Origin of the sequence: Paenibacillus sp. MSJ-34, assembly GCF_018918005.1 — a bacterium.
In the GTDB taxonomy this organism is placed as follows: Bacteria; Bacillota; Bacilli; order Paenibacillales; family Paenibacillaceae; genus MSJ-34.
In genome coordinates this window covers 20,095-33,348 of the sequence record NZ_JAHLPR010000019.1, presented here as the reverse complement: position 1 = coordinate 33,348, position 13,254 = coordinate 20,095, and the positions used below count along the sequence as shown (strand labels likewise).

At 53.2% G+C, this 13,254-nt stretch carries 9 protein-coding genes; 6 read left to right on the top strand and 3 right to left on the bottom strand.

The genetic code is table 11. The annotated features are described in order from the left end of the window. Nucleotides 1-68: 68 nt before the first annotated feature. Nucleotides 69-1,901, top strand: coding sequence for a peptidoglycan D,D-transpeptidase FtsI family protein (locus KQI79_RS11275; RefSeq protein WP_216538334.1), 1,833 nt, complete (start codon nucleotides 69-71; stop codon nucleotides 1,899-1,901). On the opposite strand, the gene ytvI is transcribed toward KQI79_RS11275, so the two are convergent. After that, nucleotides 1,898-3,001: a sporulation integral membrane protein YtvI gene (ytvI, locus tag KQI79_RS11270; protein ID WP_216538333.1), complete on the bottom strand. Its 1,104-nt coding sequence runs from the start codon at nucleotides 2,999-3,001 to the stop codon at nucleotides 1,898-1,900. The two genes, KQI79_RS11275 and ytvI, sit on opposite strands and share 4 nt — an antisense overlap. 122 nt (nucleotides 3,002-3,123) lie before the next feature. Here ytvI and KQI79_RS11265 point away from each other — a divergent pair, with 122 nt between their 5' ends. Next, complete coding sequence (locus tag KQI79_RS11265; protein ID WP_216538332.1) at nucleotides 3,124-4,506, top strand: polysaccharide deacetylase family protein; 1,383 nt, start codon at nucleotides 3,124-3,126, stop codon at nucleotides 4,504-4,506. 89 nt (nucleotides 4,507-4,595) lie between these two features. On the opposite strand, the gene ilvD is transcribed toward KQI79_RS11265, so the two are convergent. Next, on the bottom strand, nucleotides 4,596-6,281 hold the full coding sequence (gene ilvD / locus KQI79_RS11260) for a dihydroxy-acid dehydratase (RefSeq protein ID WP_216538331.1): 1,686 nt from the start codon (nucleotides 6,279-6,281) through the stop codon (nucleotides 4,596-4,598). A gap of 252 nt (nucleotides 6,282-6,533) precedes the next feature. Here ilvD and KQI79_RS11255 point away from each other — a divergent pair, with 252 nt between their 5' ends. The 4 genes from KQI79_RS11255 (at nucleotide 6,534) to KQI79_RS11240 (ending at nucleotide 12,325) form a co-directional block, all read left to right on the top strand. Next, a complete protein-coding gene (locus KQI79_RS11255; RefSeq protein ID WP_216538330.1) occupies nucleotides 6,534-7,259 on the top strand; it encodes a YwiC-like family protein in 726 nt (241 codons plus the stop codon). Between the two features lie 187 nt (nucleotides 7,260-7,446). Then, complete coding sequence (locus KQI79_RS11250) at nucleotides 7,447-10,548, top strand: DEAD/DEAH box helicase (protein WP_216538329.1); 3,102 nt, start codon at nucleotides 7,447-7,449, stop codon at nucleotides 10,546-10,548. Then, nucleotides 10,548-11,417, top strand: a complete 870-nt coding sequence (locus KQI79_RS11245; protein WP_216538328.1) for an SWIM zinc finger family protein — start codon at nucleotides 10,548-10,550, stop codon at nucleotides 11,415-11,417. The genes KQI79_RS11250 and KQI79_RS11245 overlap by 1 nt, the downstream gene beginning before the upstream one ends. 152 nt (nucleotides 11,418-11,569) lie before the next feature. Continuing rightward, nucleotides 11,570-12,325: a polysaccharide deacetylase family protein gene (locus tag KQI79_RS11240; RefSeq protein ID WP_216538388.1), complete on the top strand. Its 756-nt coding sequence runs from the start codon at nucleotides 11,570-11,572 to the stop codon at nucleotides 12,323-12,325. A gap of 31 nt (nucleotides 12,326-12,356) precedes the next feature. On the opposite strand, the gene KQI79_RS11235 is transcribed toward KQI79_RS11240, so the two are convergent. Continuing rightward, complete coding sequence (locus KQI79_RS11235) at nucleotides 12,357-13,235, bottom strand: AraC family transcriptional regulator (RefSeq protein WP_253298090.1); 879 nt, start codon at nucleotides 13,233-13,235, stop codon at nucleotides 12,357-12,359. Nucleotides 13,236-13,254: the final 19 nt, after the last annotated feature.

Genomic DNA, 13,254 nt, shown 5'->3' with positions numbered 1-13,254 from the left:
GGCAATACTTGGAACATATAGAATCATTGGAATGCGGCCGGAGACAAGACGAGGCAGGAGGGGCGGGAATGTTTAAGATAAAGAAGCGATTATTCATCGGCTTGATCGGGATGACGACGCTGTTCGTCCTATTGGCCGTGCGGTTGTTCTGGATTCAGTCGACGGCCGGCCGGCCGGCGGCAGCGAGCGGCGGACGGAGCATGCTGCAAATGTCGGTCGTTCAACGCGAGCGCGGCATTGTGCTCGACAGCGGCAGAGGCCATTTCTACGACCGCCGCGGTTTGCCTATTACAGGCAATATCAAGCCGGTGCTGGTACTGTTCCCGCTTCGGGCGGAAGCAAGGGGAGAGCCGGAAGCGATCGGCGCGCTTTCCGCCGTACTGCGCACGTCCCCGGAGGAACTGAAACGGCGCTGGGATGCGCTTAAAGCGCCTTACATTTGGCAGGCGGCGGACGGGAAAGATCCGCTCGCGCTCTCGCAGGACGAAATCGAAGCGATTGGGCGGCTGCCGCTCAACGGAATCCGCGTGCTTCCGTATCAAACCCGCTATCCGAACGACTTTCCCGCGAAGCAATGGCTCGGCTTCGTCGCGCAAAATCCCGACCGGCTGCGGCGGGAATACGCCTTAGGCTTGGACCCGCATCATATGCCGATATCGACTTCGGTCGGCGCTGCCGGCCTGGAACGGACATTCGACGATTTCCTTCGAGGCGTCGGTTCCACAACCGTAACCTATTTCGTCGACGCTGCGAAACGGCCGATGTTTGGCCTGGATACGCGCATGACGGCGCCGGACAATCCATACTATCCGCTTCAAATCGTAACGACGATCGATCTGCGTTTGCAAAACGAAATCGAAGCGTATGCGGACCGCGTCGGCATGCGGGAAGGGGCGATCGTCGTGCAGGATGCGAGGAACGGGGATGTGGCGGCGATGGTATCGCGTCCCGCGTTCGATCCGCGCCATATCGACCTGAAGGAAGGGAATTGGAGCAACCGGGCGCTGAAAGCGATGGTGCCGGGTTCGATTTTCAAAACGGTTATGGCCGCAGCCGCATTGGAAACGGGGGCCGCTTCCGAGCGGGAACGGTTCGAATGCCGCGGCGAATACGGGAAATACGGTTTTTCATGTTGGAAGAAAGAGGGACATGGCGTATTGACGCTGCAGGAAGCGTACGCGCATTCTTGCAATATCGCATTCGGCGCTTTAGGCGAAAGGCTTGCGCCGCAGCAAATCGAACGATATGCTTCGATGCTCGGCTTAGGGCGGCAAATCGGGTGGGAGGCGAACCGATTCATGGATCGGGCGCCTTTTCGACAATGGGATGCGGAGGAAAGCGGCCGAATTTTCTTGCCGGTATGGGCTCGAATGGCACCGGGCAAGACGCGCCGGCCCGGTCCGGAGGACGGAGGGGTCCGCGTGCAGACGGCCGTAGGACAGCGGGATACGCTTGTTACGCCGCTGCAGGCGTCCAATCTTATCGTGACGCTGCTCCATCGCGGCCAAGTGCCCGCTCCGCGCATCGTGAAGGAAATCCGCTATGCGAACGGCCAGTTGATGGCCGAATTCGCGCCGCATCGTTCTCCTTCGCCATACGGCGCCATCAGGCCGCAAACCGCCGATCGGCTGCTGCGTTGGATGAACGATGTCGTACGGTCGGGAACCGGCAAATCATTAAGAAGCGCAAAGTGGAGTGTAGCCGGGAAGTCGGGCACCGCGCAAGTCCGGGAACATGGGGCGCCGCGCAACAATCATTGGTTTATCGGATACGGACCGACGGAAGCGCCGCGCTACAGCGCCGCCGTCGTCGTTCAAAACCAGCCTGAGGGCATTGCGAATCAGGCGGCGATTGTATTTCGCGGCGTGATGGATATTGCGGCTCGGTATACGGAGAGTTAATTTTTCGGCGGCGGCGTCTCGAACTCTTCCTTCGGCAGGCGAATCCAGCTTTGCAAGTAGCCTTGATCCATGAGCGCTTTGATCAGGATCAACAATACAGGCGAAAGAATCAATCCTGCGACGCCGAACAGCGAAAGGGAAATAATCATGCAGGACAGCATCGTAAAGGCCGAGACGCCGAGCGAGTTGCCGGTTATTTTCGGTTCGAGGATTTGTCTCGTTAACATGACGACCCCCAGCACGACCAGCATCCAGACGGCTAGCCACGTATCGCCGATGACGAACAAATAAATCGCCCACGGTATAAAAATGACGGGGATTCCGAGCAGCGGAAGCAGATCGAATAATGCCGACAATAAAGCGATCGTAAAGGCATTGCCCACGTTCAGCAGCAGCATGGCGATGAATACCATGATGAAAGTGACCGAGATCAATTTGAACTGCGCTTTTAAATAGGCGGCAATCCCTTTGAATACGTTGTCGCGCAAAAAGGCGAACGCCTGTTTAAACGTGTTCGGCGTCTTCTCCTTCGCGAATTTGCGCCAAGTGCTGATTTCGACGCTCAAAAAATAGGCCAAAATGATGGCGATTCCGAAATTGACGAGGAACGACGAGAAGGAAGTAAGGAAAGAAAACAACCAAGCGAGAAATTCGCCCATCAGTTGCGAAACTTTGGTCGTTATCGTTTGCAGCGTCTCGTTCAGCTTCAGCAGCACTTCCGCCGGCAGGAGCTCCGCTTTACCCATCAAATAAGTAAACGTTTCGTTAAACGCCGTTTGCAGCATATTGATATAGGTTGGGAATTTGCTCTGCAATTGCGCAATTTGCGATACGAGAATGACTCCCGCTCCGAAAAAGAAGCCGAGGATGATAATAATAAAGCAGAGCACGGAAATGGCCGATGCGATCGCTTTTTTGAATCCTCTTTTATTCAGAAATTTGGCAAAGGGTTCGATAATGAAAAATACGATGAAGGAAAGAAAAATCGGTGTCGCGATATTATACAGGAAGCTGAATACAAACATGATTAAATAGACGGTTAATGCGATCAGCCCGATATCGAATGCGGTTCTCCAATATTTTTTGTAGAATGACAACATATCCCTTTACTCTCCTTCTGAAAATATATAATATTGATTGTACACTATTTTCAAAAAACGTGCCTATTTTTTCATCCATATGGTACAATAAAAGAAGTTCATTGAAAAGCGGGGAAATGTAGATGGAGAATTTGCTGCTCTGGATATTTTACATTTTAACTTTTTATGCGTTTCTCCCGGGCTTGGTTAGTCGTACATTCGGATTTCGCGTGTTCAAGAGAGGTCGGGCGGAGAAGGAAATTTCCTTAACGTTTGATGACGGACCGGACGCTTATTATACGCCGTTGTTGCTTGATTTATTGAAAAAATACAACGCAAAAGCTACGTTCTTCGTCGTTGGCGTAAACGCTGAGAGACATCCCGATATCATCAAGAGAATGCATGATGAAGGACATTTGATCGGTATTCATAATTACGTACACAAGAGCAACTGGTTGATGCGGCCGAAGACGGTCAAAAATCAAATAAACCGGACGATCCAAATTATTCAGTCGATAACCGGTTCGGGTACCGTTTATTACCGGCCTCCTTGGGGGGTCGTCAATTTGATCGATTTTGCGAAACTGGGACATTTGCAAATCATTTTATGGTCCGCGATGTTCGGAGATTGGCGCAAACGTCTTGGAGCCGACCGGCTGGAACGCCGAATGATGAAGAAGATGCGCCCAGGCGAAGTGGTGCTGCTGCATGATTGCGGTACGACCTTCGGAGCGGATAAAGACGCTCCGGCGAATATGATGATCGCATTGGAGCGTTATATGCAGGCGGCACAGCGTAAACATTTTCGCTTTATCCGTATCGACGAAATGATGCGGCTTACGGACGCGGTTCGCATGCGCCAACCAAGCTTGTACAAACGCACAATCGTAAAGCTGTGGTTTGCGTGGGAAAAATGTTTCCATTCTGTATTCGGACTGAAGACGACGAACAAGGAAGATCCTGTTTTTTATTACCGGGTAAGACCTTATCAAGGCGAAGCGGTGGCGCTTGATCAGGGACAGACGCTTGTCCAAGGCGATAAAGTGTTAGAAATTCATTTTGATAATAAGAAGTTATACGAAATGAGCAAGAAGTCCCGTTCCACGATGCAAATCGCCATTCAAATGATTCGATCGGTCGAGAAGACGCTGCCCGAATTAGCCGATCTCGCGACAGCCGACCCGCAGTTTGCCGACGTCAAAGCGTTGTATGGCGTCAGCATGCTGAACCGGGGGCCGGAGAAATTCGGTTTCAAAGTATTGGATTTGCCGAAGGGCTTTTTTGCCCGGTCGTCGCAACTTTACTTGAAATTTCTGCTTTCCGTCATTCATCCGCGCGGCTCTGCGAGGTTGAAAGAGAATAACGAATTGCTGGTGCCTAAAATGATGATCATGCCGTTCGATTTTCTCATTCACCGTTACAGTTCCGTCGCGAAGAACGATGCCGGGAAGGCGGAACCATTCGCGGCGCCGCTGGCGGCGAAGCGAGCGGAAGGATTCGAGAGCACGCCGCCTCCGTTTGCGTGAATGGCTCTCCTAATACAAGGGACAGAAACAATATGCTTATGAAGAAGGACCTGGGGATCAGCCCCAGGTCCTTTGATCTTTGCGCTTGCTTATATTTTCAATACGCCGCCCATGCTTGCATTCGTAACGAGTTTGGAATAACGGGCTAAATAACCGGTTTTCACTTTCGGTTCGAAGCCTTTCCAGTTCGCTTTGCGGCGCTCTAATTCCTCGTCGCTTACTTGCAGTTCGATTTTGCGGTTGACAAGATCCAACTCGATAATATCTCCGTCTTCGACGAATGCGATCGGACCGCCTTCTGCCGCTTCAGGCGAAATATGGCCGATGCTGATTCCGCGCGATGCGCCGGAGAATCGTCCGTCGGTAATGAGACCGACTTTCGCGCCAAGCCCCATGCCGACGATTTGCGAAGTCGGCGCGAGCATTTCCGGCATGCCCGGTCCGCCCTTCGGCCCTTCGTAACGGATGACGACGACGTGGCCTTCTTTTACTTTCCCGTTCGCGATGCCTTCCAGCGCTTCGTCTTGCGAATCGAAGCAAATGGCAGGCCCTACATGGCGGCCGCCGACCGATTTGTCTACGGCGCCTACTTTAATAATGGAGCCTTCCGGCGCGAGATTGCCGAACAATACGGCCAAACCGCCCTGTTCGCTATGCGGGTTGTCGAGCGTATGGATGACGTCCGTATTTTTAATCTCGCAACCTGCCACGTTTTCTGAGAGCGTTTTTCCGGTCACGGTAATGCAATCGCCATGCAGCGCTCCCGGTTTTTTGAACAATTCGTTCAGGATGGCGCTGACCCCGCCGGCGTTATGCACGTCTTCAATATGATAATCGGAAGCCGGTGCGATTTTGGCCAAGTGCGGCACGCGAGACGCGACTTCGTTAATGCGCTCGATCGGATAATCGATTCCCGCTTCGCTCGCGATCGCAAGCGTATGAAGCACCGTGTTGGTCGATCCGCCCATCGCCATGTCGAGGGCGAAAGCATTGTCGATCGCTTCCAAAGTGACAATATCGCGCGGTTTAATGTCCGCTTCGATTAAATTCATCAGTTGTTTCGCCGACTGTTTGACAAACTCGCGCCGTTCCGGAGCGACGGCCAGAATCGTGCCGTTGCCCGGCAAAGCGAGGCCCAATCCTTCGGCCAAGCAGTTCATCGAGTTCGCGGTGAACATGCCGGAGCAGGAACCGCAAGTCGGACAGCCGTACTGCTCAAGCTCGAGCAGCCCTTTGTCGTCGATTTTGCCGGCTTGATAAGCGCCGACGCCTTCAAATACGGACGACAGCGAAATCGATCTTCCTTTGCTGTCTTTGCCCGCTTTCATCGGCCCGCCGCTGACGAAGACGGTCGGAATGTTGACGCGCAGCGCGCCAAGCATCATGCCCGGCGTAATTTTGTCGCAGTTCGGAATGCAGACCATGCCGTCGAACCAGTGAGCGGAAACGACCGTTTCAAGCGAATCGGCGATAATTTCCCGGCTCGGCAGCGAATAACGCATCCCGATATGTCCCATTGCGATCCCGTCGTCGACGCCGATCGTATTAAATTCGAAAGGAACGCCTCCCGCTTCGCGAATCGCTTCCTTCACCAATTTGCCGAACTCTTGCAAGTGCACATGGCCCGGAACGATATCGATATAAGAATTGCAGACGGCGATAAACGGCTTATCGAAGTCCTCTTCTTTCACGCCGGCGGCGCGCAGCAAACTGCGGTGCGGAGCGCGGTCGAAGCCTTTTTTTATCATGTCTGAACGCAATTTTTTGGCACTCATGATGTCCCCTCCATCAATATGATTTGATCGTGTACCCCCGGTACAAGTTTAAGCCTATTCTTTGAGTCTATCACAACCGCTTTTGTTTTACCATATATTCATCGGCGATGAATGCGAGCGAATCAATGACTTTACTAACGATTTTAATAGGCATGAATTGACAATTTGTTGAACGCAATGTACTTTTCGGCCTGCGATCGGTACGATGGAGTCAAAGTATACGATTCAATGATAAAAGGAGGGCAAATGCCGATGAAAAACTATATTCCGAAACAGCACGGCGCTTGGGCCATGTTGATCATTCCGTTTCTGTTCGGCATGTTCGCTTCGCAACCTCAATGGCTGCATCTATTGCTTGGTTTCGTTTGGCTGTTGACCTATTTGTTTACCTACCCGCTGCTCCAATGGATACGAACGGGGAGAACGGCAACATATGCGAAACCGCTGTTGTTATACGGAATATTGCTGCTTCCTTCCGCCGCGGCGCTCATCGCATGGAAACCGGATCTGCTGCGGATGGGGCTCGTTCTTCTGCCGTTCTTTCTCATTAATTGCTATTTTGCGAAGCGCAATCGGGAACGCGATGCTTGGAACGATATCGCAGCGGTCGTCCAATTCAGCCTGATCGTTTTCATCGCCTATGATGTCGGCGGGGGGACCGATTGGCGCTTGGCGGCGGAACTGTTCGCCATTAGCGCGCTTTATTTTACAGGGACCGTATTTTACGTCAAAACGATGATTCGCGAAAAAAAGAACAGGCGTTATTATTACGTTTCGATCGCGTATCATTCGTTCGTCCTGCTGGCAAGCGCAGTTGCCTTTCCGTGGCCGCTGCTCATTCCGCTGGCCGTACTTCTGATTCGGGCCGCCGTATTGCCCGGACGAAAAATTACGATTAAACAGGTCGGCATAAGCGAAATCGCATTGTCGATCATGGTCGCCGCATTCGTACTTGCGCCCTTTGGAACGACGAATTGACTTTGGCGCATGATTGCTGTTTCGCGGGAGATCCCTCCGCTTTTAAAGAAGTTTTGAAGTGGGTAAAATAGCATAATCGGAAAAAAACGGGAAGTTCAATTTGTTCGGTGTTATAATAGAATTTACTGTATGGATGTAAGAACGATGCAGTCGTTTTATCGGAAAGTAGAATCGGAGGGATACAACGTTGTTGGCAAACGGCAGGTGGCACGGTATCTGGATTGAGGACCGGTTTTTTTGTTATTCGCCCGAGGAGGACGCTGCACAGATCGAGGAAAGTTTGGATGCGGTCCGGGAACGGGCGTCGGAATCGGATGATTCGGTCTGGAAAAATGCGGTCGTCCGCCGGTTCGAATTAAAACTGCCGATTTTCACGAAGAAAGGGACGTTGCGCGGGGAACGAATGCACCAATTGCCCAGGCGGGAAGTGTCGGGATTTACGCTGCCGATCGCATCCGCATTTGCGCTTTTGATTCAATCGGATTTTGAAACGTATTTCACGAATGCGTTCGGGGAGCGGGCGACGACGGGGGACGATTTGCGCTTCTGGCAAAGATCGGCTTTGTTCGCCTTGGAATTGCTGCTGCGCGGGCGATACGTGCCCGACCTGGAGCTTCAGCTCAAGACGGGAAGAGGGGTATGGAGGCCAAGCCTGGATATGGAAGGCGATTTGGAGCGTTATTATATGTTGGCCGACGCGATGCCTCCCGTCTGTTTGGCGCATGACAACCGCGATTCGAAGGGCCCGGGCCGGTCCGCGGAGGAATCGTTGTTTTCCTTTATCGGCGCGATCATCGATAACCAAGTGAGACAGCGGATGAGCGACCGGAAAGACTTGGCATCGATGCTGCAATTTCCGGCGGCGGCAAACGATCGCGTCGCCGTATTATGGTGGAAATCGCTGCTGAATCCGGGCCATGCGCCGGCGTTTATCGTAACGCCCCAGGAGGGGGAACGTTTGGCCGCGGAAATTCGCGACTGGACGAAGGCGTACCATCCGCTCCGGAACAAGCAGGAGGGCAAAGCCGATCTGTTGCGGCTCGGCCTGAGGCTGGACCCGCCGGACGGCGGCGAAGCGGGAGCCGCCGATTGGACGCTTCATTTCCATCTGCAGCCGCAGGACGATCCGAGCTTGCAAATTCCCGCAATCTTCATCTGGCAGCAGCGGAAGGAAGAAATGCGCTGGTTCGAACGGCGGTTTTATAACGCGCAAGAAGCATTGCTGGCCAGATTGGCGGAGGCGGCAAGATTATACCCGCTGCTGGAACGGGAGCTGGAACGCCCGCGCCCGCAAGCTCTGCGCTTAAGTACGGAGGAAGCGTACCGGTTTCTGCGGGAGTATGCCCCCGTTCTGCGCGAAGGAGGAACGTCCGTGGAATTGCCGGCATGGTGGACTCGGGAAGGGCGCCGCCGGATCGGGCTGCAATTGAAATTGAAAACGCCCGGAGCCAATCAGGACGTCTCCGCGTCTTCGAAAGGCAGGCTCGGCATCGCGCAGATTGCGCAATTCGACGCCAAGGCGGCCGTCGGCGACGAGACGGTAACGGCGGAAGAACTGGAGCGGCTTGCATCGCTTAAAGTGCCGCTTGTTCCGTTTCGCGGCGAATGGATGGAAGTCAATCCGGAAGAAATTCGCCAAGCGCTTCGTTATATGAAAGAACGGCCGACGATCGAATTGTCGTACGGAGAATTATTGCATATTGCGACCCAGGGCGGAAGCGATGCGGAAGTGCATGGAATTCCGGTCGCCGATTACGAGCTTCCGCCGGCGGTACTACGGTTGTTGGACGGCGATTGGGACGCGATCGTCCGGGAGCGGGCCGTGCCCGGCGCTTTGAACGGGACGCTGCGCCATTATCAGGAGCGGGGATTCCATTGGCTTGCGGCGATGAGCGAGCTAGGCTTCGGCGTTTGCCTCGCGGACGATATGGGCCTGGGCAAAACGATTCAGGTGATTACGCTCTTGCTCGATTCGTTCGAGCGGGGCGCCGCCGAACCGGCGCTTGTCGTGTGTCCCACATCCTTGCTCGGAACGTGGCGGCATGAACTGGCGCGGTTCGCGCCGAGCTTGCGCGTCGTCACGCATCACGGGCCGGTGCGCGAACACGGCGACTTCTTCATGCGGCAGGCAAAGCGATTCGACGTCGTTCTAACGACCTACAATTTGATCGCCCGCGATGAAGCGGATTTTAAAAAAATCGTTTGGTCGAATCTGATTGTTGACGAAGCGCAAAACATTAAAAACGAAACGGCCAAACAGACGCAAAGCATCATGAGATTGTCCGCGGCGAATCGCGTCGCGGTGACGGGGACGCCGATCGAAAACCGTTTGAACGAGCTATGGTCGATACTGCATTTTTTAAATCCGGGATATCTCGGCACCGTTTCAACATTTCGCAGCCGGTTCGCGCTGCCGATCGAACGGTATCACGATCGCAGGCGCACGCAGCAATTAAAGCGGCTTGTCGCGCCCTTTATATTGCGCCGTTTAAAGACCGACCCAAACATTAGCAAAGATTTGCCGGATAAAATCGAAACGAAAATTTATTGCGGCCTGACGAGGGAGCAAGCTTCGCTCTATCAAGCGACCGTACGCGACATGCTCAGCCAGGTCGACGATTCGGAAGGAATCCGGCGCAAAGGCCTTGTTCTTGCAGGACTTACGAAACTGAAGCAAATCTGCGATCATCCGGCCTTGTTCTTGCAGGACGGCGGCGCTGCGCCGAACCGGTCCGGCAAATTGAAACAATTGCTGGAACTCGTGGCAAGCATTCGGGAAACGTCGGAATGCGTTATCATCTTCACGCAATACATTAAGATGGGCGAGATGCTCGTCGAATATTTGCGGCAGCAGACCGGAGAGGCGCCGCTCTTCCTGCACGGAGGAGTGCCGAAAAAAGACCGGGACGTCATGATCGATTCGTTCCAAAGGGACGGCGGACCGTCCGTATTTGTTTTGTCGTTGAAAGCGGGCGGCGTAGGCTTAACGTTAACGCGCGCGAGCCATGTCATTCATTTCGACCGATGGTGGAATCCTGCGGTCGAGAATCAAGCGACGGACCGTGCGCATCGAATCGGCCAGACGAGAAACGTTCAGGTTCATACTTTTATTTGTACAGGGACGCTGGAGGAAAGAATCGATGAAATGATCGAAGCGAAGCGAATGTTGACCGAACAAGTCATCGGTACGGGAGAACATTGGATTACCGAACTGTCCGGGGCCGAATTGCGCCATTTGCTCGAATTGAGGGAAAACTCGCTCCAAGACGATATGGAGGAGGCTGAATAATGGATGGGACGAAAAAGCACGGGTCAACGTGGTGGGGTTTGAAATGGAGGCTGGCGCTTGAGTCCTTCAACTGGAAAAGCCGGTTGCAGCGGGGAAGAACATACGCGCGGGGCGGAATGGTAAGAACGATTTCCGTCTTGCCCGGCGTCGTGCAGGCGGAAGTTGCCGGCAGCCGCGCCAAACCGTACCGGGTATGGATACGGCTGACGCCTTATACGGAGCAGCAATGGGAGCGCGTCTTGCACTCGTTCGCGTCCCGGCCGCTTTTTGTCGCGAAGCTGCTAGCCGGCGAAATGCCCGAACAGATGGAATCGGCGCTGGAGGATGCGGGTTTGCATCTGTTCCCGGTAAGAGAATCGGACCTGAATACGGAATGCTCTTGCCCGGACTGGGTCAATCCTTGCAAACATATTGCCGCCGTATATTATAAGTTGGAAGAACGCCTCGACGAAGATCCGTTCCTGCTGTTCAAGCTGCGGGGGATGGATCGCGAAGAGATGCTGCGGCATTTGCGTCAAGGATGGGCGAATGCGGATCAAGGACAGGATGCATTGGATCCGGCGAATTCGTCTGCGATCTCCCATGCATTGGATATGGGAAACAGCCTTCTTTCGGAAGAAAAGCATGATCTGTGGGAGGCGGCCCGGCACGGCTCATTCTGGATGGCAGGCCCGGAGCTGGATAAAGTGCAAGTCGATCTTCATCCTGAAGCGGTCGCGCCCGACAGTCTCGTACGCTCATGGGGAATGCCGCCCTTCCTGCCGGCCGAGTCGGCCGCTTTATCCGTACTGGCGGAACTTGTTCGGCAGGTCAGCGACGAGACGCGCGCGCTCATCGAGGAGTTGGAGAAAAAGGGAGACGGAAAATAGAGATCCAAATAGAGTTCCATGGATCTCTATTTTTCGTTGTCGGAGTTTGGCATTGCTTTCCAAAATAAAAGCAGGCAAAACGGAGAAATCTAAAACGGTGTAATGAATGAATAACGTGTAGGGGTGACCCGTGAATGCTGCTTGCTTGCAAAATGTTGCTGGCTTTAACGTTTGGCCTGGCGCCCGCTATTCCCCAATTGTCGGACGATATCGCCGTCGATGCGATAAAACCGCATAAAGGACGCAACTATTACGAGTCGCGCGGCGACATTGTCTGGGACGTGCCGACCGATCGCAAAATGATCGCACTGACGTTCGACGACGGCCCGGATCCGAGATATACGCCGGATATTTTGGATTTGCTGCGCAAATACGATGCAAAAGCGACTTTTTTTGTGATCGGCAAACGAATCGGCAATTATCCGGATATCGTTCGCCGCGAAGTGAAGGAAGGCCATGAGTTGGCGAATCATACGTATTCTCATACTTATTTCTCAGGCTCGTATTCGGTGGATAAAATCAAAAAAGAGATCGAGCAAGCCCATGATCTTATCGTGCGGACGACAGGCTATAAACCGCAGCTGTTTCGGCCGCCGGGAGGGTATTATAACGATTCGATCATTGAAGCCGCCAAAAAACAAGGATATCTCGTCGTTCTCTGGTCATGGCATCAGGATACGAAAGATTGGCGCTCTCCCGGCGTGAACCAAATTGTAAACAAAGTGTTGCGCAATGCGAGAAACGGCGATATTATTCTGTTTCACGACCATGTGGAAGGAAAGTCCAATACGGTCGAGGCGCTCAAAATCATTTTGCCGGCATTAAAGAAGAGGGGGTACTCATTCGTCACCGTGTCGGAATTAATCTCGAACAGCATGAAGCTCATTCCCGTAGAGCAAGTCAAATGAACAAGGGGAATCGCGATTTCGCGGTTCCCCTTTAACGTCTGTCTTCGGACAAACGGTTCATCGCATTCCGGTATTCCGTCGGGGATTGTTGGTAGAATCGCCTGAACTGCCGCGAGAAATATAGCGCGTCTTGAAATCCGACCGATGCCGCGATTTGCTCGACCGTCAGCTCCGTACGTTCGCGAAGCAACTGCCTGCCCTTGTCGATCCGAAGCTTGAGCAGAAACGTAACCGGAGACATTTGCGTCGCTTGCTTGAAAATACGCGATAAGTAGGCGCGGTTATACCCGAGACTTTCCGCCATCTTCTCAATCGAGATAGGCTGGGCGTATTGGGTGGACATATAACGGATCATCTGTTTGACCGTTTTCTGCACATCGGACTCCAGTTCGAAATCGTACGAATCTCTTTTTCGTATTTTGCCGTATGCGGCCATAATAAGATGCAAATAACCGATCGCATCCAAATTGCTGTATACGTTATTCATGCGAAAAGATTGGCGGATATGATCGATATATTCGGAGACGATACGATTGTCCGACGCGAGGACGACCGGGTTTCGGGTCGAAAAACCGACCGTACGGGCCAAACCCGCCGCATCCTTGCCCTTAAACGCGACCCAGCGATAGCGCCAAGGCGTTCGTTCGTCCGACATATAACTGACGAGCTGCTCGGGCTCGATCAGAAAGCTGTCGCCCGCTCCCAGACGGTACGATTCATACTCCGTCGTATAAAACCCCGCTCCCGATTCGATCACGTGCAGCAAAAAATAGTCATATACTTTCGGTCCAAGTTTATGCACCGGTTTCGTCTGGCTTTCCCCCGCAAACAACACCTGAAATTCGCTGTCGGCGGCATAAACGGGATTTGAAGCAACCGAGTAAGTATAAGCTTCGGTTGAGGACATCATTGCACCCCCCGTTTCAATT